Origin of the sequence: Nonomuraea endophytica (assembly GCF_014203235.1) — a bacterium.
GTDB classification, from domain to species: domain Bacteria; phylum Actinomycetota; class Actinomycetes; order Streptosporangiales; family Streptosporangiaceae; genus Nonomuraea; species Nonomuraea endophytica.
This window is the reverse complement of the sequence record NZ_JACHIN010000001.1, coordinates 77630-101881: the sequence shown is the minus strand read 5'-3', so window position 1 is coordinate 101881 and position 24252 is coordinate 77630. Positions and strand designations below refer to the sequence as shown.

Sequence of the window (24252 nt, the reverse complement as noted above, 5' to 3'; positions counted from 1 at the left end):
CCGCACGTCATGCCGCCGTCCCGCCGAGGGGACGCGCGGGTAAGCCGTACACCACTGCTTGAGATCGTCGTCCCTGCCTACAACGAGGAACGACGACTCCCCGGGGGCCTCCTGCAGCTGTGCGCGAAGCTTGCCCAAATGCCGTTCCCGGCCGCCGTCATCGTCGTCGACAACAACAGCACGGACACCACAGCCGAGATCGTCAAGACGTGGCCGGAAGGCGAGGTTCCGGTCCGCCTGATCGCCTGCCCCGTCCCCGGCAAGGGCGCCGCGGTGCGGGCGGGACTTCTGGAGACGCGGGCCCCGCTGGTCGGGTTCTGCGACGCTGACATGGCCACCGACCTCGACGCCCTCGACGTGGCCGTCGGTCTGCTGCTCTCCGGAGAGCGCGTGGTCATCGGCTCGCGGGCGCACACGTTCTCCCAGGTCGAGAACCGGCACAGCCGGGTCCGCGAACTGGGCGCCGTGGGCTTCCGCGCGCTCGCCCGCCGGCTCGTCCGCGGGGTGAGCGACACCCAGTGCGGCTTCAAGTTCTTCGACGGGCGGCTCGCCCGCGAGGTGGCCGCACGCATGCGCACGCCCGGATTCGCCTTCGACGTGGAGTTCCTCGCCCGCTGCGCGGCGCTCGGCTCCGCGGCGATGGAGATCCCCATCCAGTGGCACGACATGCCGGGATCGCGGTTCTCCCCGGCCAGGCACAGCGCCGGGATCCTGCTGGAGCTCGGCGGGATCTGGCTGCGGCTGCACGCCGAGTCACGCGGCGTCGTACGCCCGGCGTGGGAGCACGCGCCCGACCCCGTCGGATATTCGTGATCCCGTCCGAACTCATCCCGTCCGAACTGGAAGGACTGCGCGTCGCCGTCGTCAACTGGCGGGATCCGTGGCACCCGGCCGCCGGCGGCGCCGAGACGTACGCCTGGCAGATGGCCAGGCGCTTCGCCCGCGCGGGCGCGCGGGTGCGCTTCGTGACGGCGCGCGCGCCCGGCCAGGCCCGCCACGAAACCGTCGACGGGGTACGGCTGGCCAGGATGGGCGGCCTGTTCACCGTCTACCCGCTGGTGCTGGCCTGGCTGCTGCGCCGCAGGACGAGGTTCGACGTGGTGCTCGACTGCCAGAACGGCATCCCGTTCTTCACGCCGTGGGTGCTGCACCGCCGTACCAGAGTGATCTGCGTCGTGCACCACGTGCACGACCGGCAGTTCGACGTGCACCTGCCGCGATGGCTGGCCGTGCTGGGCTGCTTCCTGGAGGGGCCGGCCTCGCGCTGGACCTACCGCCGGCGGCGCAGCGTCGCGGTCTCGCCCTCGACGGTGGCGGCCATGCGCGAACGGCTCGGCTGGCTGGGCCCGATCGACATCGTCCCGAACGGCGTCGAGCCGAGCACGGATGGCCAGGCGGCGCGCAGCCGTACACCCAAGCTCGTCTGCGTGGGCAGGCTGGTCGCGCACAAGCGTGTTGACCTGCTGCTCGACGCCGTGCCCGAGCTGCGCGAACGCTGGCCCGAGCTGACCGTGGACATCGTCGGCCGCGGCCCCGAGGAGGAACGGCTGCGCGCGCGGCTGCCGGAAGGCGTGACCATGCGCGGCTACGTCTCCGAGGAGGAGAAAGAGCGGCTCATCTCGACCGCATGGCTGCAGGTCAACGCCTCGCAGGGCGAGGGCTGGGGCCTGTGCGTGCTGGAGGCGGCCGCGCTCGGCGTGCCCACGGTCGCCTTCGACGTGGACGGGCTCAGGGACGCCATCCGCCACGGCGAGACCGGCTGGCTCGTGTCCGAGGGCGCCGACCTGGCCAAGGGCATCGCCGCCGCGCTCGACGAGCTCGACGAGTTTGACGGCGCGCAGGGCGCGAGCTGCCGCCGCTGGGCGTCGAGGTTCCGCTGGGACAACAGCGCCGAACGGCTGGCCACGCTGGCGCTGGGCCGTCCGGTCGCGCCGATGCGGGTCTCCGGTTGGGAGCGGTCGTGAACGACACCCCAGTCAGCGGGCGGGCCAGGCACCGGCTCTGGCTGGCGATCTGCTGCCTCGGCTTCGCCGTCCTGGCGTTCACCACCAGTCCTGGCGACATCATCGCGGACACCAAGATCGACCTCGCGCTCAACCCGGTCGGCTGGCTGGAACGGCTGGCCCACCTCTGGGACCTCCAGCACTTCGGCCAGCTCCAGAACCAGGTCGCCGGCTACCTCTTCCCCATGGGCCCGTTCTTCGCCCTCGGCGAGCTGATCGGCCTGGACCCCTGGATCACCCAGCGGCTCTGGCTGACGTTGCTCATGTGCGTCGCGTTCCTCGGCGGGGAACGGCTGGCCAGGCAGCTCGGCATCGGCAACCCCGGCACGCGTGTCGCGGGCGCGCTGGCGTACGCGCTGGCGCCCCGGGTGCTGTCGATCATCGGCGAGATCTCCGCCGAGTGGCTGCCCGCCGCGATGCTGCCGTGGATCCTGCTCCCGCTGCTGACCGCCGCCGAGACCGGCCAGCGGGCCCGGGCGGCGATCAGGTCGGGCCTCGCCGTCGCCCTGTGCGGCGGCGTCAACGCCGTCGCCGTGCTGGCCGTGCTCATCGCCCCCGTGCTCTACATCGTGACCAGGCCCAGGCCCGTCCCACGCTGGCGCATGCTGGCCTGGTGGAGCGGCGCGGTCGGCGTGGCCACGCTGTTCTGGTGGCTGCCGCTGCTGCTCGTCGGCCGCTACGCCTTCTCCTTCCTGCCCTACACCGAGACCTCCACCGCCACCACGCAGGTCACCTCGCTGACCAACGTGCTGCGCGGCGCCTCCGACTGGGTGCGCTTCCTGACCGTCAACGGCGTGGAAACCCAGCCCGCGAGCTTCGCCATCGCCACCTCAGCGCTCATGATCGTCGTCACCGGCGTGATCGCCGCGCTCGGCCTGGCCGGCCTCGCCCACCGCGACCTGCCCGCGCGCGGCTTCGTGATCGCGCTCTTCCTCGTCGGCGTGACCGCGCTGACCGCCGGCCACATGAGCGCGCTGGAGCCCGTCGTCGCCGAGCCCGTGCGCTGGCTGCTCGACGGTCCGCTGGCCCCGCTGCGCAACCTGCGCAAATTCGATCCTCTGGTACGGCTGCCGCTCGCCCTCGGCCTGGCCCACCTGCTCGTCAAGGTGCGCCTGCCGGTCAAGGCGGTGGCCGCGACCGCCTTCGCCTGCCTGGTGCTGCCCGTGTTCAACGTGGGCCTGGGCGCTCCTGGACACTTCAAGGAGGTCCCGCTCTACTGGCGCCAGGCCGCCGCCTGGGTCAACGAGAACGCCGGCGGCGAAGGCGTCCTGGTCGTGCCCGGCGCCAAGTTCGGCGAGTACCTGTGGGGCCGGCCCATGGACGACCCCATGCAGCCCATGTTCGCCGCCCGCTGGACGACCAGGCAGGTGACGGCGGCCGGCTCGATCGGGCTGAGCCGGCTGCTCGACGCCGTCGACCAGCGCTTCGCGGCCGGGCACGGCTCGCCCGGCCTGACCGAGGTCCTGCGCCGCATGGGCGTGCGCTACCTGCTCGTCCGCAACGACCTCAACCGGGCCGCCATCGCCGGCGCCTACCCCTCCAGGATCTACGAGGCGCTGCGCGAGTCACCCGGCATCACCCGGCTGCAGTCGTTCGGCGGCGAGGTGGGCGACACCAAGACCGACGACGCCGAGAACTCCGTCGACTGGCCCTTCCCTGCCCTGGACCTGTATGAGGTGTCGGGCAGTTCGGGGGCGGTCGGGGTGCTTCCTGCCGGCGACGCGCTGGCCGTACACGGTGGGCCGGATTCCTTGCTGTCCATGGGCGACCTCGGCCTGCTGGGAGACTCGCCCGTCCTGGTCAACGGCGACGCCGGCACCCGCGAGGCGCCCACCGTCGTCAGCGACGCGCTCCGGCTGCGCGAGCGCCACTTCGGCGAGATCCGCTCCAACTGGACCCAGACGCTCACCGCCGACCAGCGCGAGGACTTCACCGGCGTACGCGCCCTCGACCTGCTCGAAGACGGCTGGCTGGACGACACCGCCACCGCCGAGTACGAGGGCGTCTCCGCCGTGACCGCCTCCTCCTCGGCCGCCGACGCCGGGGCCGTACCCGGCATCAGCAGTTCGGGACGCAGCCCTTGGGCCGCCCTCGACGGCGACTACGAGACCAACTGGGAGACCAGCGGCTGGAAACCGCCCACCGGCGAGTGGCTGCGCCTCGACTTCCCCGCCGAACGCACGCTGCCCGGCATGAAGGTGACCTTCACCAACAACGTGCTGCTCGGCCAGTCCATCAAGACCGTGGCCGTGGAGACCGAGAACGGGCGGATCGTCCAGGACGTCCAGCAGACCAACAGCCCCCAGAGCCTGCGCGTCCCACCGGGCACCACCGGGTGGGTACGCATCAAGGTCGTCGCCACCACCAGCCGCTCCTGGAACTTCGTCGAACGGGTCGGCATCAGCGAGATCGCCATCCCCGGCCTGCTGCCCGGCCGTACCATCCGGCTGCCGCAGGCCACCGGCGACGTCTACGTCATGGACCGCGGCGTCGACGAACGCCCCCGCTGCATGCGCAACCAGGCCCGCTGGATCTGCAACCCCCTCCTGGAACGCCCCGGCGAGGAAGGAGCCGGCTTCGACCGCACCTTCACCGCCGCCGAGGCCGCCAAGAACGGGCTGACCGGCTTCGCCGTCCTACGCGACCCCGCGCTCGTCGACCGCTACACCCGCCTGACCGACGACCTCCCCTCCGTCAAGGGCACCTCCCAGGTCAGCAAGGACCCCGTCGTCGCCCCCCGATCCGCCTTCGACGCCGACGCCGGCACCACCTGGATCCCCGCCGGCCCCGACGCCGAACCCGCCCTGACCATCGGCTGGAAGAAGCCGAAGACGATCTCCCGCATCCAGATCGCCCGGCCCGGCGGCGACAAGGAACCCCTCGACGTCATCGTCAGCGGCGACAAGGGCGCCACCCGCGGCGCCCGCGTCGACGCCGGCGGCAACCTGGTCTTCAAGCCCATGACCACCCGCACGCTCAAACTCCGCTTCTTCGCCGCCTCCCGCCGCCTCCAGGTGACCGAACTGATCATCCCCGGAGCGACGCCGGCCAGCCGTCCCGAGGGCATCCCGTTCCGCCTGGGCTGCGGACAGGGCCCCACCCTTCAGCTGAACGGCAAGCCCGTCCAGACCAAGGTCAGCGGCACCTACGCCGACCTGCTGGAACAGCGGCCCGTCCGGTTCGTCAGCTGCGCCAAGGCGGCGATCTCCCCGGGCGCCAACCGCGTCAGGATCCCCGGCTGGGAGCCGTGGGCGGTGTCCAGCCTGATGGTCGGCTCGCTGCGGCCCGGCTCACCCGCCGTCGCCGGCGCCGCCGTACAGGGCACCTGGACGCCGTCCCTGCGCGAGGTACGCGTCACCGCGCCCAAGGACTCCTTCCTCATCGTCAACGAGAACTTCAACGAGGGCTGGCGGGCCGAACTCGACGGCCAGACACTGCGGCCGGTGCGGATCGACGGCTGGAAGCAAGCCTGGGAACTGCCCGCCGGCACCACCGGGACCGTCCGCCTCGAGTACCAGCCCGACCGCACTTACTGGCTGGCACTGGCGGCCGGGCTGGCGGGCATCGCCTGCCTGGCCCTGCTGGCCCTGGTCATGCGTGGCCCCCGTCCCGAGCACGTCCTCCAGACCGCGCCCGCTCACTGGTCTCGGCTGGACCGGTGGCGGGTGCCGTACGTGATCGTGCTGGGTCTCGCCTTCGGCGGCTGGGTGGCCAGCTGGCCCGGCATGGCCGCCGTCCTGGCCACAACCGCCCTAACCCTCCTAACCCGCCCCCACCCCACCCACACCCAGAGCCGTACTATCCCCCAGAGCCGCACCCCCGCGCCCTCACCCGATCCCACCCCCGTGCCCTCTGGCACCTCCGCGCTCCCGCACGCCCACACCGCCACACCTGCCCACGGCGGCGCCCTCTCGTCTCCGCAGTCCCGCACCCACGCGCCATTGCCCGGCCACGAGCACGCGCCTGTCCCGACACCCACCACGTCCCCTGCACCGGCGTCCGTGCCAATGCGCGGTTCGGCCGCAGTCTCCGCCTCGGCAACCTTGCCCGGCACTGCTACCGAGGCTGTGGTTCCTGGGCAGGCGGCGGGAGGCGTACCCGTGGCAGACCAGGGGCGGAGGGGTGGCCGGATCGCGGGGATGGTGGCGTCGCCGTGGTTGGGTGCGGTGCTGTTCGTGCTGGCGGCGGCGTCCGTGGCGGCCGGGATCCGGCTGGATGTGCCGGTCCTGGCCGACCAGGTGGCTCAGCTGATCGCCTGCGCCGCCATGGGAGCGCTGTTCGGGGCGCTGGTCACCGTGCCGCCCCGGAGGGCTCCCGAGCCGGAGGTTCCGGCGGTGGAGCAGGAACTCGCCGCCGCAACCCGCTGAGCCGCAAGGCGTTCTCCTCAACAAGGTGGTAGCTCCCCGCACTGATCAGCAGCGTCCCGATCAGCGTGAAGGTCGCGACAGGCCAGAAGTTGCCATTGAACGGCTCCGCGTCCGTCACCTTGTAATACAAAGTGATCACCGGCGCATGCCAGAGGAACACACTGTAGGAGATCCGCCCCAGGTAAGCCGAAACCGGATTCCCCAGAACCCGATGCCGCAAAGAGTCAGCCCGAGGCGCCAAGGCGAACGGCGCCACGATCAGCACCGCCACCGCTGTCTCCAACACCATCCGCCAGAGCGACTGCGAAAGCGAAGGCAACGTCAACGTACGCGGCCCCGCCAACTCGGTACTGAGCATCGCGTAAAGCAGCACAGCCAGCACCAGCAACTGCGGCGCCAGCGAGTCCAGAGCCCGTGACTCCTTGATCCACACCGAAAGAACGGCCATGGCCATCCCAGCGGCGAAGTAGATGAGGTGATGCGGCAACCACAAGGCCATCTGCGGCTGATCCCACACATGCGCAGCCACCACAGTGGCGATAGAGATCACCGGCAGTACAGCGATGCCGCCCAACAGCCGAACCGGCCGATTCCCACGCCGAGCCCAAACCCCCAGACACCAGGCGATAAGCGGCAAAGCCAGATAGAAGGCCAGCTCAATAGGCATGGTCCACATCTGATAGAGCCCGTCAGGAGCTTGCCCCTGGGCGGTGTAGTTCTGGAGCATCAGCATCCAGGTGGCCCAGCCGAACCCGTCGAGAGAACTCCAGGCCCACAACGCCAGCGCAGTCACCAGCCAGTAGGCAGGAAACACCCGCAAAAGCCGCCGCCACAGGTAGCGCGGCGTACCGGGCGCCTGAGTCCCCTCGATGAACGCCTTGGCCCAAGGCCGAAACAGCAGCAACCCGGAGAGCAGAAAGAAGATCGGCACCGCGATGCCAAGCCGCGTGGTCATCCACGCGAACATCCCATCCCGATAGATGACCCCGGTGTTCCCCCCCACATGCAACAGCCAGACCCCCAGCGCCGCCAACCCCCGAATCCCATCCAACGCCGCATCCCGCCCGCCCCCGCCCCCCAAACCGCGCACCGAGCCCACCTCAACCCCGCCACCATTTACCGACTGACCGGTGGCTTCCAGCGGGGCCGCAGCACCTGCCGACCGGTTGGTAGGTGCCGAGGGCTGGGGCGGCCGGGTGCCTGCCGACTGGTCGGTGGGTTTGGCGGCGCGGGGTGTTGTCCCGGTGCCCGCCGATGGGTTGGTAGGTACCGGGGGCTGGGGCGGTTCGGTGTCGTGGGGTGTTGCCCCACCACTTGCCGGCTGGTTGGTAGGCGGGTTGGGGCGGGGGCCCGGGTGGGTGTCGGGGGTGGGGTGGGGGTTGGGGCGGGGGTCCGGGTGGGCGTGGGGGGTGGGGGTGCCGGCTACGAGTTTGTCTTTGGGGGGTTTTCTCACGGGCGTTTCCTCAGGACGAGCACCAGGTTCCACGTTGCGAACTCCCTGACGAGCGGGACCTTCAGCATCGGGCGGTACCACCAGGGCAGGTAGCGGGGGATCGCGTCCACCAGGTCGACCTCGCTGGTGGTTCGGGCCCAGCGGAGGCCGGCGGCCACCGAGACCGGGTACAGGCTCTCCTTGTACCGGTTTTTCGGGGGTTTGCCGTGTTTTTCGTGGTATTTCCGGGCGGCCAGCTCCCCACCCAAGTAGTGCCACGGCGACGTCTCGTGCCCACCCCACGGCGACAGCCAGTTCGTGTAGGCGAGGAAGATCAGGCCGCCTGGTCTCGTGACCCGGGCCATCTCCGATGCCATCCGCCAGGGGTCGGGCACATGCTCCAGCACGTTCGAGGAGAAGCAGACGTCCACGCTGCCGTCGCGGAACGGCAGGTCCATCGCGCTGCCCAGCAGGCCGCCGCCCGCCAGCTCCCCGGCGTTCACGTCGACGCAGACGCAGCGTGCGCCCCTGCGGCGGAACTCGCGGGCGAAGTATCCGGGGCCGCCGCCCACGTCCAGCACCGTGCTGTCGTTCAGGTCGGCGTACCTCACCAGCTGGGCGGCGGTGTCGGCGGCCAGCGTCGTGTAGTAGGCGTCCCCGTCGCTCTGCTCGGAGCGGAAGGCGCGGAACAGCCGTAAGGACCGCGCGAGATCGGCGCGTACCGGAGTGTCTCCCATAACCCAACCCACGTTAGAACCTGTTTCTATCGATTTGGTTGCGGCTCTATACCGCCCGGTGACGCATGTCACTCACTGTCATACTTTTGTCCCCTAGCGCCGGGTCATACGACAACACGTTCTAGGAGCCGTTGATGGGTCGCATTTCCACGCTTGTTCTCATCGGGGTCGGAGCGTTCTTCATCGCATTAGCCCCGCTGGTGAAGTTCTGGGCGGCGGAAAAGATCATCGCCGCCCCGGCCAACCAGTTCGGCATCACCCGGCTGACGGCGACGGGCGCGCAGTACTTCTCCAAGCAGGACCTCAAGGTCCTCACCGCCGATCTCGACATCATCGTCACGACCCGCGGCGACGTGAAGGAGTCCAAGGACGACGTGGTCGTCTGGGACGAGGCCACGGTCGTCAACGACGTGACCAACCGGCGCCCCCAGATCGACCTGTCGGACCGCCGCAGCGCGTTCGACAAGTACACCGGCGCCGGCGTGAACTGCTGCGCCGTCAACGTCAAGAAGGCCCCGGTCACCCTTGAGGGCCAGATCTACAAGTTCCCGTTCGGCGTGGAGAAGAAGACCTACAAGGTGTTCAACTCCAGCGTGCAGAAGGCCTTCGACGCCACGTTCGTCCGCGAGGAGGCGGTGAACGGCCTGCCCGTCTACGTCTTCGAGCAGCAGATCCCCTCCACCAAGACCGAGACCCTCACCGCTCCGGCCTCGGTGCTCGGCATGACCGAGGAGGGCGACGTCCAGGTTGACCGCTACTACGACGGCAAGGTCACCTTCTGGATCGAGCCGGCCACCGGAGCCCCGGTCAAGCAGGAGCAGCAGCGCCACGAGGTGCTGAAGACGCAGGACGGCGTCGAGCGTTCGCTGGCCTTCGTGGCCACGGCGAAGATGACCGACCAGACCGTCTCCGACCTGGTCTCCAGCGCCCAGAAGAGCAAGAGCCAGATCAACCTGCTGAAGAACATCATCCCGCTGGTGCTGCTGATCGTCGGCATCGCCTTCGTGCTCGTGGGCGTCCTGCTGGGCCGCCGCGCCGAGCGCTGACACAAGTCGAGAAAGGCCCGTCCCTGAAGAAGGGGCGGGCCTTCCGCATTCCCACCACGAAGCGTAGTTAGAACACGTTCTTGCAAGATGTTACCCGTCAGTACCGACGTGATGTTCTAGAGTAGAACGTGTTGCAATTAGCCTGATGACGGGATTAACGTCAGGCCATGCGGACCCGTGTCACCGAGATGTTCGGGATCGAACTGCCGATCTTCGCCTTCAGTCACTGCCGGGATGTCGTCGCCGCCGTCAGCCGGGCGGGCGGCATGGGTGTCCTCGGCGCCCTCTACTTCACGCCGGAAGAGCTCGAGATGGAGCTCAAATGGATCGACGACCACGTGGACGGCAAGCCGTACGGCGTGGACGTGGTCATGCCCGCCTCCTACGAGGGCGCGGACTTCGCGCCCGAGGATCTCGTCGGCAAGCTGCAGGGGATGATCCCCGAGGGGCACCGCGCGTTCGTGGAGGACCTTCTCCAGCGCCACGGCGTCGCGGAGTCGTCGGCCGACGCGGGCAGGGTCCTGCTCGGGTGGACGGACGCCACCGCCAGGCCGCAGGTCGAGGTGGCGTTGCGGCACCCGATCGCGCTGCTGGCGAACGCGCTCGGGCCGCCGCCCGCCGACGTCGTCGACTTGGCGCACCGGCACGGCGTCAAGGTGGCCGCGCTGGCCTCCACGCCCCGCCACGCGCTCAAGCAGGTCGAGGTGGGCGTCGACGTCGTGGTCGCCCAGGGCACCGAGGCCGGCGGGCACACCGGGGAGATCTCCACGATGGTGCTGATCCCGCAGGTCGTGGATGCCGTGGACGTTCCCGTGCTGGCCGCCGGCGGCATCGGCAACGGGCGTCAGATGGCGGCCGGGATGGCGCTGGGCGCGGAGGGCGTGTGGACCGGCTCGCTCTGGCTCACCGTCGAGGAGGCCGACACCCCGGCCATGGCCAAGGCGCGCATTCTCGAAGCCACCTCGCGCGACACCGTCCGTTCGCGCAGCTGGACGGGCAAGCCCGCGCGCCTGCTCAAGAACGAGTGGACCGACGCCTGGGAAGCCGCGGACTCCCCAGGGACGTTGCCGATGCCGCTGCAGTTCATGCTGGTGTCCGACGCGCTGCGGCGGATCGGGCGATCTGACGCCGCCGAGCTGGCCACGTTCCCGGCGGGTCAGATCATCGGCATCACCAATCAGGTCCGGCCGGTCAAGGAGGTGATGTTCGGGCTGGTGGAGGAGTACGTCGAGGCGATCGAACGGCTCGGCGGGATCACGGAGTCCTGACGGAGACCGAGTCGTACCCGCCGCCGCCCGGGTAGTGCCAGGCGCCGGTCAGGGTGTCGCCGTCCGCGCTGAACGAGCCCCGGTAGTAGGCGGGCGAGCCCTTCTCGCCACCCCAGATCGTCAGCGTGTCGCCGTCGAGTTCGTAGACGTAGTCGTAGGTCTCGCCGCCGGAGCCGTAGTAGCGGGACTTGACCTCGTCGCCGGGCTTGTCCGCGCCGAACGGCATCTCCCGGCCGATGACCTCCATGCCCAGGACGGGGCCGGACTCGCTGTCCATCGCGATGTCCTGGATGAGGAACTTGCGGCCTTCCATCCAGCGGTAGGTGATCGTGCCGGTGGTGCCGCCGGAGACATTCCAGGTGCCGATGAGCCTGTCGTAAGTGTTCATGCCCCTATGACCGGGCGGCGCGCGGAAAGGAATCGGTCTCAGTCGAAGATTCTTTCCGGCAGTCCGAACGCGGGCAGCGTCTCCGGCCCGAACGTGGTGATCTCCGCGATCAGGCCGTCCTCGATGCGCAGCACGTCGAGGTTGACCGCGGTGAAGAACTCCTCGCCGGGCCGCCGTACGTAGTTGGCCACGGCGGGCATCCTGTTGGCGGTGGTGGTACGCGCCCGCCACTCGCCCCACGCCCCCTGGCCCGCCATGACCGGCGCCCACATGTCGAGGATCGCCCGGCGGCCGGGGAAGAACTGCATCGACGGCGGCATGGCCTGGATCGCGTCCTCGCGCAACAAGGTCGCCAGCGTGCCCATGTCGGCCTTCATCGACGCCTCGACGAAGCGCTTGAGCACGACCCGCTCCTCGGCGCTCGGCTCAGTGGCGGCGGCCCACTCGCTGCGCCGTTCGGGAAGATGTTTGCGGAGCGTGGCCCGGCCACGCTGCAGCGCGCTCTTGACGGACGGCACCGTCATCTCCAGCGTCTCGGCGGTCTCCTCGGCGGGCCAGCCGAGGACGTCGCGCATGACCAGCACCGCGCGCTGGCGCGCCGGAAGATGCTGGATGACCGCCAGAAAGGCCAGCTCGATGGTCTCCCTCGCCACGGCCAGCTCCTCAGGGAGCTGTTGGTCGGGGTACGGCTCCAGCCACGGCACATCCGACAACGGCGCCTCGGACAGCACCACGTCCTTGCGTTTGGCCAGAAGGTCGAGGCAGACGTTGGTCGCGATCTTGTAGAGCCAGGCCCGGTAGGTGGAACGCCCCTCGTAGGTGTCGGCCCGGCGCCAGGCGCGCAGCATCGTCTCCTGAACGGCGTCCTCGGCCTCGGTGTAGGAGCCGAGCATGCGATAGCAGTGGACGTGCAGCTCACGCCGGTGCTGCTCCGCCTCCTCCACCGCCATCCCGCCACCTTCTCAGATGGGAACGACCACGACCAAATCCTCCAGCCCGATGAACTCGCCGGTGTTATGCGTGTAGAGGGGCAGGCCATGAACAGACGCCACCGCAGCGATCATCAAGTCCAGGCGCCTCGGCCGCGGATCGCGCTTGGCTGCGACTGTCAAAGCGACCAGGGTTCCGTATCGAGCTGCGGCCTCGGCGTCAAAGGGCAGCGCGTCGAAGTCAACGGCCGCCGCCAGCGTCTCCATACGGACCGCACGCGCGGTCTCGGTCTTCGCCATCACGACACCTTGATGGAGCTCGGCGAGGGTGATGGTGGTGATCTCCGAGATGCCGGGGAGGTCCTCAATGGGGATCTTGACCAGGTCTATGACGACATAGGTGTCGATCCCCCACGTCGCCGGTCCCAGGGGTCGTCGTCGACACGATCTTCGTTGCCGAAGAACTCGTCGGCTTCCTGCCGCATTTCCGCGTAGTCGACCTTCGGAAGGTGGCGGCGGTGTGCGATGAGTTCTTCGGTGCTCAGATGCCGCCTGCGCGGTATGGGGCGCAACTCAGCGATCTCGACGCCGTTACGGGTGATGTGGAAGATCTCGCCAGCTTCGACCTGATCCATGACGGCGGCCGAGTTGTCGCGAAACTCTCGTTGAGTGATGACCTTCACCATGGCCACCACCGTAGCGATGTGTAGCCGGCGTGCTACACGCCTCGGTAGGTGGCGGGGCGCTTTTCCTTGAAGGCGCGGGAGCCCTCGCGGGCGTCCTCGGAGCCGATGACCGGCCAGCCGTACTCGTCGGAGACCTTCAGGGCCTCCGGCTCGGCGAGGCCGAGGGTGTCGCGATAGGTGCGCAGGATCGCCTGTACGGCCAGCGGCCCCGACGCCGCGATGTCGTCGGCGATCTCCCTGGCCACCGCCAGCGCCCGGCCGTCGGCGACCACGCGGTTGACCAGGCCCATCGACAGCGCCTCGGCGGCGGTCACCGAACGGCCGGTGAGCAATAGGTCCATGGCGTGGCAATAGGGGATCTGGCGCGGCAGCCGGATCGCCGCCCCGCCCATGGGGAACAGCGCGCGCTTGGCCTCGAACAGCCCCAGCGTCGCCGACTCGGCCACGACGCGCAGGTCGGTGCCGATGAGCAGCTCGGTGCCGCCCGCGACGGCGTAGCCCTCGGCCGCGCAGACGATCGGTTTCGTAGGCAGGTCCTCCCGCAGCAGGCCCTTCCAGTGGAAGTTGGGGATCTGTGCCGCCCGTGCCTGTACGTCCGGGTCCTGGGACGGCTGGCCCATGGCCTTGAGGTCGGCTCCGGCGCAGAACGTGCCTTCCGCCCCGGTCAGGACGGCCACGCGTACCTCGGGCTCGGCCGAGACATAGGCCCAGGCCGAGGCCAGGCCGATCAACATGTCGGAGGAGAGCGCGTTGCGGGCCTCCGGCCGGTTCATGGTGACGATCACGACGTGGCCGTCGCGCTCGATCCGGCAGTGCGGGGTGCTGATCGGCAGGAGTTCCACGGGGCAACCTCCGGAAGGCGCTGAGTTATCAAGCGCTTGCTAGGTTACACGGTGAGGTGCGCGTAGACGATGACGTTGTCCTCGTAGTGGCCCGTCGCCGGATCGAACGCGCCGCCGCAGGTCACCAGCCGCAGCTCCGCCCCCTCCGTCGCGCCGTACACCTTCTCGGTGGGGAAGGCGTCCTTGTCCACCCGCTCCACCGAGTCCACGGCGAACTCCGCCACCGAGCCGTCCGCCCGTTTCACCGAGATCGTGTCGCCCTGTCCGAGCGTGCCGGCCTTGTGGAAGACCGCTGGCCTGCCGTGCGCGTCCACATGCCCCAGCAGTACGGCCGGCCCGTCCTCACCCGGCGTCGGCCGATGCTTGTACCAGCCCACCAGCTCCGGCCGGTCCAGCGGCGGCACCTCCACCGACTGGTCGGGCTCGAGTCCCACCGGGTCGATCGGCGCGTCCTTCACCCCGATCTTCCCGATCGAGACACTGACCGGCTCCGACCTCTTCAAGGCCGTGTCCGCCTCGGCGAACATCGGCGCCTGCTGTGGTGCCGCGGCCGCGGGAGCCTCGGCCGCCTGCGCGGGCAGAGGCTCGCCCTTGAACGAACCGGCGACCGCCAGGCCGCCGGAGAACACCAGTACGGCCGCCGCGGCCTGGACCAGCGTGCTCCTGATCATGACTGTTCCCCGATCGGTCGACAAAGTGAGGAAGGGGCACGGCCCGCGTGCTGCCGGGCCGTACCCCCGAGGAACGGCCCGACCAGGCGGCCGGGCCGTACCCGAGAGGAGCGCCCCGCCGCCAGAACGGACCGCACCTCTGAGAGGCGCGGCCCGGCGCTGGGACGGACCGCACCTCTGAGGAGCGCGGCCCGGCGTCAGGCCGGGGCGCGCTCCACGATCAGGCCTCGTCGGTGCGACGGCGGACGAACAGGGCCGAGCCCGCGCCGCCCGCGATCAGCATGCCGCCGAGCGCCACCTCGCTGTAGTTGGCGTTGCCCTGGGGCAGGCCGCCGCCGGTGTCCGCGCCGCCCTTGGGGGTCAGCGTGAAGCCGCTGGCCCGGTAGCGGGGCTTGACGGTGAGCTTCGCCCAGTCGGTGGCGCCGTTGGCCAGCTTGGCCTTGAACCAGTAGGTGCCCGCGCGGGTGCTGGAGGGCACGTGGAACTTCTTGGCGCCCACGCCCGACTTGCCGACCTTCACGGTGAACCGCTTGCCGGACGGGTCGGTGATCGTCGCCTTCGTCGTCTTGCCGAACGACGAGGTGGCCACGATGGCGGTGAACTTGCCGCCCGCGTGCACCTTGTCCGGGTCGAGGATCAGCGCGAGCTGGGTCTGCGGGTGCCGCTTGACCACGGTGAGGCGTGCCGAGGTGCTCTGGCCGCTGTCCAGGGAGGCCCGGACGGTGTAGCCGCCGGGACGCGTGCCCTTGGGCGAGGTCAGCTTGACGTGCGCCTCACCCCAGGCGTCGACACGCACGACGTGCTTGCGGCCGGCCGGGTCGGTGATGGTGACCGGGGTGCCGGCCTTGACGTTCGTGGTGGTGACGGCGGCGTAGTAGGTCTGGCCCGCCACGATCTTGCTCGGTGACAGGTCCAGCTCCAGCCCGGTCACCGGCACCGGCTTGACCGGGCCCTTCACGGTGATCGAGGTCGAGGCGGTCCCCACGGTACGGCCCGCGGCGTCCTTGAACACGACGTCGACCGGGTAGACGCCGGGCTTGGCGTCCGGGCGGATCGGGACGGTGCCGGTCCTGGTGGTGCCGAGCGTCATGTTCTCGGTGATCTTCGCCCAGAACGCCGGCGACTCGATGTACGCGTCGGCGGCCTTGCCGGTGACGGTGTAGGAGACCTTGTCACCGGGCTCGGCGGCGCTGGGGCTGACGGCGATGCCGTACTTGACCTCGGCCGACTTCTCGACGGTCAGGGTCGTCCTGGCGTAGGAGCCGTCGGCGAAGTGCGCGTCGACCGGGTGCTCGCCGAGCTCGCCGGAGACGCGGACCTGGAAGCGGTACTCCTTGTAGCCGGCGGGGACGTTCCACGAACCGGGGGAGAAGGCACGCGAGGTGATCGCCTTCACGTCCGGGCCGTCCGACTTGACGGTCACGTTGACGATGTCGCCGGGCTGGGCGGTGGCCCGGTCGACGGTGATGCTCGTCTTGGCGGCGGCCGGCTTCTCGACGGTCAGGATCGCGCGGGCGGAGGAGCCGCCGGCGAAGTGGGCGTCGACCGGGTACTGGCCGGGGGTCTCCGACACGCGGACCTGGAAGCGGTACTCCGTGCGGTCGCCCGGCACGTTCCAGGACGGCGGGTTGAAGCCGCGCGAGGTGATGGCCTTGATGGCCTCGCGCGTGGAGGTGACCGAGACCGTGATGGTCTCGCCCGGCTTGGCCGTGGTGGAGCTGAGGGTGATGGAGCCCTTCTGCTCCACCTCCTTCTCGGAGGCCTTCGCCGAGGGCTTGGCCGAAGGCTTCTCGGAAGGCTTCGGCGCGGGCTTGTCAGAGGGCTTCTCGGAAGGCTTCTCGGAGGGCTTCGACGAGGGCTTGTCGGAGGGCTTGGGCGTCTCGACCGGCGCCTCGGGAGAGCTGGTCTCGACCGGGGCGACGGGGAGGTCCGTGGGGGTGTCGGCGAGAGCCGGGCTCGCGGTGAGTACGGCGAGGCCGAGGGCACCGGCGGCTGCCAGGGACTTGTTGAAGCGCATGTTCTCCCAATCGATGAGGCGGCGCGGAGTTCAGGAGACCCCCGTGCTCGGGAACACGCCGCCTCGCGACGAACATCATCTCGCAACAAAAGTGACAGAAGTGACCAAAGTGGACAAAAGCCAAGTTTCTTGACTATTTCATTACGTGTAGGCAGGTAAGCGCCCAAATGGGTAACTCTAGCGGAGTCGTGGGGCACGGCGAGACTCGTGTGAAATCAAGCGCTTGCTCGGGGGTTTGCTCGCGCGTTACGCTCGCCTGAGGCTCTACCCCCCGACACGAGGGAGCGCGATGGGCACGCTCGGATTCTGGCGGCTGGCGCAGGCTGATCCCGGCTGGATCGCCGCCGTGGACCCCGACGGCACCGAGCATCGGGCCGGTGACCTCTTAGCCCGTTCCAACCAGCTCGTCCACGGCCTGCGCGAACTCGGGCTCCAGCCCGGCGACGGCATCTGCGGCCTGGTGCCCAACGGCGCCGACGGACTCGTCCTCTATCTGGCCGCGCTCCAGGCGGGCTGGTACTACACCCCGGTCAACTGGCATCTCACCGGCCCCGAGATCGCCTACATCGTCGAGGACAGCGAGGCCAAGGCCTTCATCGTCGACCCGCGCTACGCGGCAGAGGGCAGCAGGGGCGCCCAGGTCATCGAGCCGCACCGCCGCTTCGCCGTACAGCCGATCGAGGGTTTCCGCCCGATCACCGACCTGACCGAGGGCCGGCCCACGACGGCGCCGCAGGACCGCACGGCGGGCGCCACGATGCACTACACCTCCGGCACCACCGGCAAGCCCAAGGGCGTCCGGCGGAAGCTGAGCGGCCTGGACCCCGACGACGGCGCGGAGCTGATGACGTTCCTGCTGACGTTGTTCGGCATCACGCCCGGCCGGCCCAACGCGCACCTCGTGACCGCGCCGAACTACCACACCGCCGTCACGCAGTTCGGCGGTACGGCGCTGCACATGGGCCACACGCTCGTCTACATGGACCGATGGGACGCCGAGGAGACCCTGCGGCTGTGCGAACGCCACGGCGTGACCAACTCCCACATGGTCCCCACCCACTTCAAGCGGCTGCTCACGCTGCCCGCCGAGACGCGGGAGAAGTACGACCTGTCCTCGCTGAAGTGGATGATCCACGCGGCGGCCCCCTGCCCGGTCCCGGTCAAGCACCAGATGCTCGACTGGTGGGGCGAGGTGGTCTACGAGTACTACGCGGCCACCGAGGGCGGCGGCACGCTGGCCACGCCCCAGGAGTGGAAGGCGCACCCGGGCACGGTCGGCAAGGCCTGGCCGATCAGCGAACTGCTCATCGTGGACGACTCGGGCGAGCCGGTGCCCACGGGCACCCCCGGGACGATCTACATGAAGATGATGGGCGTCGCCTTCGAGTACAAGGGCGATCCCGACAAGACCGCGGCGAACCGCCTCAAGGACCACTTCACCGTCGGTGACATCGGTTACCTGGACGAGGACGGCTTCCTGTTCCTCTGCGACCGCAAGGCCGACATGATCATCTCAGGCGGCGCGAACATCTACCCGGCCGAGATCGAGAACGAGCTCATGATCCACCCCAAGGTCGCCGACGTCGCCGTCTTCGGCATCCCCGACGAGGAGTGGGGCGAGCAGATCAAGGCGGTCGTGGAGCCCGCCGAGGGCTGCGAACCCGGCCCCGAACTGGCCGAGGAGATCCTGGCCTCGCTGGAGGGACGGCTGGCGCGGATGAAGTGGCCCAAGTCCGTCGACTTCATCGCCGAGATGCCCCGCGAACCCAACGGCAAGCTGCTCAAGCGCAAGCTGCGCGCGCCCTACTGGGAGGGACACGGCCGTGCCATCTGAGCCCTTGGTCGCCGACCACGTCCTGGAGTTCCCCGGCGGATACACGCGCACGACGGGCCCGGTCATCGGCAGGTTCCTGACCGAACTGCGTGACGGGCGGATCGTCGGCGTCCGCACGGCGGCGGGGCGGGTGCTGGTGCCGCCGCTGGAGTACGACCCGGACAGCGGCGACGCGGTCACCGGCGAGTACGTGGAGGTCGGCCCGGCCGGCACCGTCACCGCCTGGACCTGGGTGGAGACGCCGCTGGAGCAGCATCCGCTGGACCGGCCGTTCGCCTGGGCGCTGATCCGGCTGGACGGCGCCGACACGGCGCTGGTGCACGCGGTGGACGCGGGCAACGCGAAGGCGCTGGAGGCGGGCACGCGGGTGCGTCCCGTCTGGAGCACCAACCGCCGGGGCCACATCACCGACATCTCATACTTCGCGCCCGAGGTGACGAAGATCGTCTCGCCGGTGAAGGCAGCCTACAAGATCACCGCGAGCAGGTCGCTGACCCACTTCCTCGAAGGCGTCAAGCGCGGCGTCTTCGTCGGCTGCCGGTGCGCGAACTGCCACAAGGTGTACGTCCCCTACCGCCTGTCGTGCCCGGAATGCGGGATCGCGATCACCGACGAAGTGGAACTGCCGGACACCGGCACCATCACCACCTTCGCCATCAACAACCTGCCCGACCCGCGCGCCCCCGAGGTGCCGTTCGTCTCCGCCTACATCCTGCTCGACGGCGCGGACGTCCCCATGATCGCCCTCGTCGGCGGCGTCCCCGCCCACCAGGTCCGCCAGGGCATGCGGGTACGCGCCGAATGGGTGCCCGAGGCCGAACGCACCCTGTCGATGTCCAACATCCGGTGGTTCACCCCCACCGGAGAACCAGACGCGGAGCTCTAATGCGGGACGTGGCCGTCGTCGCCTTCGCCCAGACCCACCACACCGACCACGACACCGGCGTCTCGGAGCCGGAGCTGATCCTTCCGGCCATCGACGAGGTCCGCGAGAAGACCGGGCTGCGCTCCTTCGGCTTCACCTGCTCGGGCAGCTGCGACTACCTGGCCGGAGCGCCGTTCTCGTTCGTCTCCGCGCTCGACGCGCTCGGCGCCTGGCCGCCGATCTCCGAGAGCCACGTCGAGATGGACGGAGCCTGGGCGCTCTACGAGGCGTGGGTACGCCTGCAGCACGGCGACGTCGACACCGCGCTCGTCTACGGTTTCGGCAAGTCGTCGCTCGGGAACCTGCGCACGATCATGACGCTCCAGCTCGACCCGTACTACCTCGAACCGCTCGGGCTCGATCAGCTGTCCATGGCGGGCCTTCAGGCCTCGGCGCTGGGCGCGCCTCAGGAAGAGCTCGACGAGATCGTACGGCGCAGCCGTGCCGACGGACGGGCCAATCCCTACGCGCTGGACCTTCCGCTGGAAGGCGGCGAGCCACCCATCACGGACGGCGCCGCGGCGGTGGTCCTGGCGGCCGGGGACAGGGCCGGGGAGCTGTGCGCGAACCCCGCCTACATCAGGGGCATCGCCCACCGGATCGAACCCCACTACCTGGGCATGCGGGACCTGTCCCGCTCGGTCTCGGCCGCCGACGCCGCACGCGCGGCGGGGGTCGGCAAGGGCCGGGTCGAGGTCGCCGAGCTGCACGCCCAGTTCGCCCACGAGGAGATCATCCTCAGACAGGCGCTGGAACTGCCAGCCGAGACCGTGATCAACCCCAGCGGCGGCCCGCTGGCCGCCAACCCCGTCATGGCCACCGGCCTGATCCGCATCGGCGAGGCGGCGAGCCACATCCTCGACGGCCGGGCCGCGCGCACCGTCGGCCACGCCGCCGGGGGCCCCTGCCTGCAGCACAACCTCGTCACCGTTCTGGAGGCATGATGGGTAACTCTTGCGCGGTGATCGGCGTCGGGCAGACGTACTACACGACGAAGCGGCGCGACGTCTCCATCGCCGGGCTGGTGCGCGAGGCCGCGCTGCGCGCGCTGGAGGACGCCGGGCTGACGTTCAAGGACATCGACGCCGTCGTCGTCGGCAAGGCGCCCGACCTGTTCGAGGGCGTGATGATGCCCGAGGCCTACCTGGCCGACGCGCTCGGCGCCGCGGGCAAGCCGATGATGCGGGTGCACACCGCAGGATCGGTCGGCGGCTCCACCGCGCTGGTCGGAGCCTCGCTGATCCAGGGCGGCGTACACGACCGGGTCCTCGTCGTCGCCTTCGAGAAGCAGTCGGAGTCGAACGCCACCTGGGCCCTGTCGACGCACCTGCCGTTCAACGCCTCGCTGGTCGTGGGCGCGGGCGGCTACTTCGCGCCGCACATCCGCGAGTACATGCGGCGCTCCGGCGCGCCCGAGCACATCGGGACGCTCGTCGCCGTCAAGGACCGCCAGAACGCGCTGAAGAACCCCTACGCGCACCTGAAGATCCCCGGCATCAACCGCCAGATGGTCGAGTCCACGCCCATGCTCTGGGAGCCCATCCGCTACCTGGAGACCTGCCCGTCCAGCGACGGCGCCTGCGCGATGGTGCTCGCGTCGGAGTCGGCCGTGACCGGCACCCCCGCATGGGTCCACGGTACGGCGATGCGCTCCGAGCCGATCTTCCGGGCCGGTCGCGACACGGTGAACCCGCAGGGCGGCAAGGACTGCGCCGCCGACGTCTACCGGCAGGCCGGGATCGCCGACCCGCGCAGGGACATCGACGTGGCCGAGACCTACGTGCCGTTCTCCTGGTACGAGCCCATGTGGCTGGAGAACCTCGGCTTCGCCGCCGAGGGCGAGGGATGGAAGCTCACCGAGTCGGGCGCGACCGCGCTCGACGGCGACATCCCGTGGAACGCCTCGGGCGGCGTCCTGTCGTCCAACCCGATCGGCGCCTCCGGGCTGATCAGGTTCGCCGAGGCGGCGCAGCAGGTCCGGGGGATGGCGGGGGAGCACCAGGTGGACGGCGCCCGGCGGGCGCTCGGCCACGCCTATGGCGGGGGAGCCCAGTTCTTCGCGATGTGGGTCGTCGGACGGGAGAAGCCCTGATGGAGTTCAACCACGCGGACCTGTTCGAAGCGCTCGCCGACCAGATCGGCGAGCGGGTCGCGGTCGTCTGCGGCGACCAGCGCCGCACCTACGCCGAGCTGGACGCCGAGGCGAACCGGCTGGCGCACTACCTGGAGAGCCTGGGCGTGGGCCCCGGCCAGCACGTGGGCCTGCACCTGTACAACGGCGTCGAGTACGTGGCCGGGCTGCTGGCCGCGCTCAAGCTGCGCGCGGTGCCGATCAACGTCAACTACCGCTACGTCGAGGCCGAACTGCTCTACCTCTACAACGACTCCGACATCGTGGCGCTGGTCTACGACGTGGAGTTCGCCGGCCGGGTGGCGGCCGTGGCGCCCGAGGCGGGCAAGCTGCGGCACCTGATCTCGGTGGGCGGGGAGGCCGTCGGGGCGGTGCCGTACGAAAAGGCGCTGGAAGGTCAGCCGGAGACGCGCGGCTTCCCCGAGCGCAGCGGCGAGGACGTCTACATCATCTACACCGGCGGCACCACGGGCATGCCCAAGGGCGCGATGTGGCACGTCGAGGACCTGTTCATGGCGTTCGGGGGCGGCAACCCGTACGGCGAGCCGCGCGCGACCCCGCAGGAGGTCGTCGACGAGGCCGTCAAGGCGAACCCGATGGTCATGATGGCGGCGCCGCCGCTGATGCACGGGGCGGCGCAGATGGGCACGTTCATCGCCTGGTGGATGGGGGCGACGATCGCGTACGTGCGCCGGTTCGAGGCCGGTGACGTGTGGCGGACGGTGGAGCGCGAGCGGGTGTTCACCATGAACATCACCGGCGACGCGATGGCCAGGCCGCTGACCGAGGCGCTGGAGGCCGGCTCCTACGATCTGTCGTCGTTGTTCGTGATCAGCTCGACCGGCGCGATCCTCAGCGGGACGGTACGCGACCGGCTGCAGGAGCTGCTGCCGAACGTCATGATCCTCGACAACTTCGGCTCCACCGAGTCCGGCTACACCGCCTCCGGCGTGGCCGGCTCCACGCCCGAGAAGGGGCTGCGCTACCAGCCGAACGCCACCGCCAACCTGGTCGTGCTGGACGAGAACCTCAAGCCGGTCCCCGAGGGGCAGCTCGGCACCGTGGCCAAGTCGGGCCGGGTCGCCTTCGGCTACTACAACGACCCGGAGAAGACGGCCCGCACGTTCGTCACCGACGCCGACGGCACCCGCTGGCTGCTGACCGGCGACCTGGCCACCGTGGACCCCGACGGCACCGTCAACATCTTCGGCCGCGGCTCCCAGTGCATCAACACCGGCGGCGAGAAGGTCTTCCCCGAAGAGGTGGAGGCGGTGCTCAAGGGGCATCCGGCGGTCTTCGACGCGGTGGTGACCGGGATTCCGGACGAGCGCTGGGGCAGCAGGGTGGCCGCGGTGGTCGAGCCCAGGCCGGGGGTCGAGGTGGCCCCGGCCGACCTCGACGCGCACTGCAGGGAGCGGCTGTCGAGCTACAAGGTGCCGCGGACCTACGCGTTCGTGGAGGAGATCATGCGCTCGCCCGCCGGAAAGGCCGACTACCGCTGGGCGCGCGAGACGGCCGAACAGGCGTGGCGGTGAGCGCCATCGCCACAGGGCCTCTATAGAGTTCCATGACCCCCCGAAACAGTCATCTATGTCGGGGGAAGAGTGGACGCGCTGCTGTTCGACTTGTTCGGGGTCATCGCGCCGGGCCAGACCGCGCAGGACCGTGCCGGGATCGAGGCGGCGGCGGGTATCAAGGGATCGGTGTTCTGGAACGCCTACTGGGACGCGCGCGACGGCTACGACCGGGGCGAGCTGACCGGGCGGCAGTACTGGCAGGCGGTGGGCGAGCGGCTGGGACGATCGTTCGACGACGCGGACACGCTGGTCGCGCTGGACGTGGCCAGCTGGAGCCGGGTGGACACCGAGCTGATCGCCTACATCCGGACCCTGGCCACCCGAGGCATTCGCGTGGGTTTGCTATCCAACATCCCCAGCGACTTGTCCCAATATTTCGCGACTTATCATGCCGAAGTCTTCAAGATCTTCGATGTCCTGGGACTGTCGTGCCTGATCGGCCACGCCAAGCCTTCACCCGAGGCGTACCTCTGGTGCGTCGAGCAGTTCGGCCTGCCCGCCGACCGGATCATGTTCGTCGACGCGCGCCCGGCCAACGTGGCGGGCGCGCTGGCCGAGGGCATGCAGGCGCACCACTACACCTCGCTGCCCACCCTGCGGGCGCACCTGCTGGCGCGCACGTACGGGATGCCTATGCCTTCTCGCCGGTGAGCAGCGCGGCGAGGCCGATGTAGATCACGCCGCTGCCCACGTCCAGGCGCCGCCTGGCCTTGATCGAACGGCGCATCCGCCCGGCCAGCGCCGACGAGGCCAGCGCGACCACACCGTCGGAGGCCAGGCCCAGGACCACCCAGATGGCGCCGAGCAGCAGGATCTGCGGCCCGATCGGGCCCGTCTCCGGGCTGGTGAAGTTCGGCAGGAAGGCCAGGAAGAAGATGGCCGTCTTCGGGTTGAGCACGTTGACCACGAACCCCTCCCAGAACATCCGCCGGCGCGACTGGACCGGGAACTCGACCGCTTCCTCCTCGGCGGGCTTCGACAGCAGCTTCCTGACCCCGAGGAACAGCAGGTACGCGACGCCGGCGAACTTCACGATCGTGAAGGCCGTGGCGGAGGCGGCCAGCAGCGCGCTGATCCCGAGCGCGGCGGCGGCCACGTGGACCAGCGAGCCCGCGTGCACCCCGAGCACCGACACCATCCCCGCCGCCCGGCCTTGTGCGACGCTCCGGGTCACGATGAACAGCACCGCGGGTCCCGGCACGACCAGGATGGCCAGCGTGGCCACTGCGAACAGGGCAAGAGTCGAGATGTCCGGCATAACCCGAGCGTAGGGTCCACCCCACCCCAACCGCCACAACTTTCCCCACCCCGCCCCTCAACCCCCCTCACGCCCTGGCCTGAGCCGCCGCCCTGAGCACCCGCGCTGAGCGAGACCGGGATGAGGCCCGCGAGGTGAGAC

General features: G+C 69.8%; 21 protein-coding genes. 11 read left to right on the top strand and 10 right to left on the bottom strand.

Annotation, left to right across the window (positions count from 1 at the left end):
- Nucleotides 1–9: 9 nt before the first annotated feature.
- The 3 genes from HNR40_RS00460 to HNR40_RS00450 are packed head-to-tail and all read left to right on the top strand — an operon-like array spanning nucleotide 10 to nucleotide 6370.
- Entirely contained in the window at nucleotides 10–813 is an 804-nt protein-coding gene (locus tag HNR40_RS00460) for a glycosyltransferase (RefSeq protein ID WP_184957655.1), read from the top strand.
- Complete coding sequence (locus HNR40_RS00455) at nucleotides 810–1964, top strand: glycosyltransferase family 4 protein (RefSeq protein WP_312896132.1); 1155 nt, start codon at nucleotides 810–812, stop codon at nucleotides 1962–1964. The genes HNR40_RS00460 and HNR40_RS00455 overlap by 4 nt, the downstream gene beginning before the upstream one ends.
- The gene (locus tag HNR40_RS00450; protein WP_184957654.1) at nucleotides 1961–6370 is read left to right on the top strand and encodes an alpha-(1->3)-arabinofuranosyltransferase domain-containing protein; all 4410 of its coding nucleotides are present in this window, start codon (nucleotides 1961–1963) and stop codon (nucleotides 6368–6370) included. The genes HNR40_RS00455 and HNR40_RS00450 overlap by 4 nt, the downstream gene beginning before the upstream one ends.
- On the opposite strand, the gene HNR40_RS00445 is transcribed toward HNR40_RS00450, so the two are convergent.
- Nucleotides 6294–7460, bottom strand: coding sequence for an acyltransferase family protein (locus HNR40_RS00445; protein ID WP_312896230.1), 1167 nt, complete (start codon nucleotides 7458–7460; stop codon nucleotides 6294–6296). The genes HNR40_RS00450 and HNR40_RS00445 overlap by 77 nt on opposite strands.
- Nucleotides 7461–7819: 359 nt before the next feature.
- Nucleotides 7820–8539 (bottom strand): class I SAM-dependent methyltransferase, encoded by a 720-nt coding sequence (locus HNR40_RS00440; RefSeq protein ID WP_184957652.1) that lies wholly within the window; start codon nucleotides 8537–8539, stop codon nucleotides 7820–7822.
- A 134-nt stretch (nucleotides 8540–8673) separates the two neighbouring features.
- Between HNR40_RS00440 and pgfA the strand changes: the two genes are divergently transcribed.
- Together pgfA and HNR40_RS00430 are read left to right on the top strand one after the other, a co-directional pair.
- On the top strand, nucleotides 8674–9585 hold the full coding sequence (gene pgfA, locus HNR40_RS00435) for a cell envelope lipid trafficking protein PgfA (RefSeq protein WP_184957651.1): 912 nt from the start codon (nucleotides 8674–8676) through the stop codon (nucleotides 9583–9585).
- Between the two features lie 167 nt (nucleotides 9586–9752).
- Nucleotides 9753–10853 (top strand): NAD(P)H-dependent flavin oxidoreductase, encoded by a 1101-nt coding sequence (locus HNR40_RS00430; RefSeq protein WP_184957650.1) that lies wholly within the window; start codon nucleotides 9753–9755, stop codon nucleotides 10851–10853.
- Here HNR40_RS00430 and HNR40_RS00425 read toward each other — a convergent pair.
- The 7 genes from HNR40_RS00425 to HNR40_RS53455 form a co-directional block, all read right to left on the bottom strand.
- Nucleotides 10840–11241 (bottom strand): hypothetical protein, encoded by a 402-nt coding sequence (locus tag HNR40_RS00425; protein ID WP_184957649.1) that lies wholly within the window; start codon nucleotides 11239–11241, stop codon nucleotides 10840–10842. The two genes, HNR40_RS00430 and HNR40_RS00425, sit on opposite strands and share 14 nt — an antisense overlap.
- A 38-nt stretch (nucleotides 11242–11279) precedes the next feature.
- Entirely contained in the window at nucleotides 11280–12191 is a 912-nt protein-coding gene (locus HNR40_RS00420; RefSeq protein WP_184957648.1) for an RNA polymerase subunit sigma-70, read from the bottom strand.
- A 12-nt stretch (nucleotides 12192–12203) separates the two neighbouring features.
- Nucleotides 12204–12470: a PIN domain-containing protein gene (locus HNR40_RS00415; protein ID WP_246508267.1), complete on the bottom strand. Its 267-nt coding sequence runs from the start codon at nucleotides 12468–12470 to the stop codon at nucleotides 12204–12206.
- 86 nt (nucleotides 12471–12556) lie between these two features.
- Nucleotides 12557–12856 (bottom strand): type II toxin-antitoxin system Phd/YefM family antitoxin, encoded by a 300-nt coding sequence (locus HNR40_RS00410; RefSeq protein WP_221339863.1) that lies wholly within the window; start codon nucleotides 12854–12856, stop codon nucleotides 12557–12559.
- A gap of 32 nt (nucleotides 12857–12888) precedes the next feature.
- On the bottom strand, nucleotides 12889–13698 hold the full coding sequence (locus tag HNR40_RS00405) for a crotonase/enoyl-CoA hydratase family protein (protein ID WP_184957647.1): 810 nt from the start codon (nucleotides 13696–13698) through the stop codon (nucleotides 12889–12891).
- A 44-nt stretch (nucleotides 13699–13742) separates the two neighbouring features.
- Nucleotides 13743–14369, bottom strand: a complete 627-nt coding sequence (locus HNR40_RS00400) for a class F sortase (RefSeq protein ID WP_184957646.1) — start codon at nucleotides 14367–14369, stop codon at nucleotides 13743–13745.
- Between the two features lie 220 nt (nucleotides 14370–14589).
- Nucleotides 14590–16386: a hypothetical protein gene (locus tag HNR40_RS53455; protein ID WP_221339862.1), complete on the bottom strand. Its 1797-nt coding sequence runs from the start codon at nucleotides 16384–16386 to the stop codon at nucleotides 14590–14592.
- 289 nt (nucleotides 16387–16675) lie between these two features.
- On the opposite strand from HNR40_RS53455, the gene HNR40_RS00390 reads away from it, so the two are divergent.
- The 6 genes from HNR40_RS00390 (at nucleotide 16676) to HNR40_RS00365 (ending at nucleotide 23504) form a co-directional block, all read left to right on the top strand.
- The gene (locus HNR40_RS00390) at nucleotides 16676–18220 is read left to right on the top strand and encodes an acyl-CoA synthetase (RefSeq protein ID WP_184957645.1); all 1545 of its coding nucleotides are present in this window, start codon (nucleotides 16676–16678) and stop codon (nucleotides 18218–18220) included.
- Entirely contained in the window at nucleotides 18210–19106 is an 897-nt protein-coding gene (locus HNR40_RS00385; protein WP_184957644.1) for a Zn-ribbon domain-containing OB-fold protein, read from the top strand. The genes HNR40_RS00390 and HNR40_RS00385 overlap by 11 nt, the downstream gene beginning before the upstream one ends.
- Nucleotides 19106–20089, top strand: coding sequence for a thiolase family protein (locus HNR40_RS00380; protein WP_184957643.1), 984 nt, complete (start codon nucleotides 19106–19108; stop codon nucleotides 20087–20089). Before HNR40_RS00385 ends, HNR40_RS00380 begins: the two co-directional genes overlap by 1 nt.
- Entirely contained in the window at nucleotides 20089–21237 is a 1149-nt protein-coding gene (locus HNR40_RS00375) for a thiolase family protein (RefSeq protein WP_184959303.1), read from the top strand. Before HNR40_RS00380 ends, HNR40_RS00375 begins: the two co-directional genes overlap by 1 nt.
- Nucleotides 21237–22811, top strand: coding sequence for an acyl-CoA synthetase (locus HNR40_RS00370; protein WP_184957642.1), 1575 nt, complete (start codon nucleotides 21237–21239; stop codon nucleotides 22809–22811). Before HNR40_RS00375 ends, HNR40_RS00370 begins: the two co-directional genes overlap by 1 nt.
- 69 nt (nucleotides 22812–22880) lie before the next feature.
- A complete protein-coding gene (locus HNR40_RS00365; protein ID WP_184957641.1) occupies nucleotides 22881–23504 on the top strand; it encodes an HAD family hydrolase in 624 nt (207 codons plus the stop codon).
- Here HNR40_RS00365 and HNR40_RS00360 read toward each other — a convergent pair.
- Nucleotides 23485–24111 (bottom strand): LysE family translocator, encoded by a 627-nt coding sequence (locus HNR40_RS00360; RefSeq protein WP_184957640.1) that lies wholly within the window; start codon nucleotides 24109–24111, stop codon nucleotides 23485–23487. The genes HNR40_RS00365 and HNR40_RS00360 overlap by 20 nt on opposite strands.
- Between the last annotated feature and the right edge of the window lie 141 nt (nucleotides 24112–24252).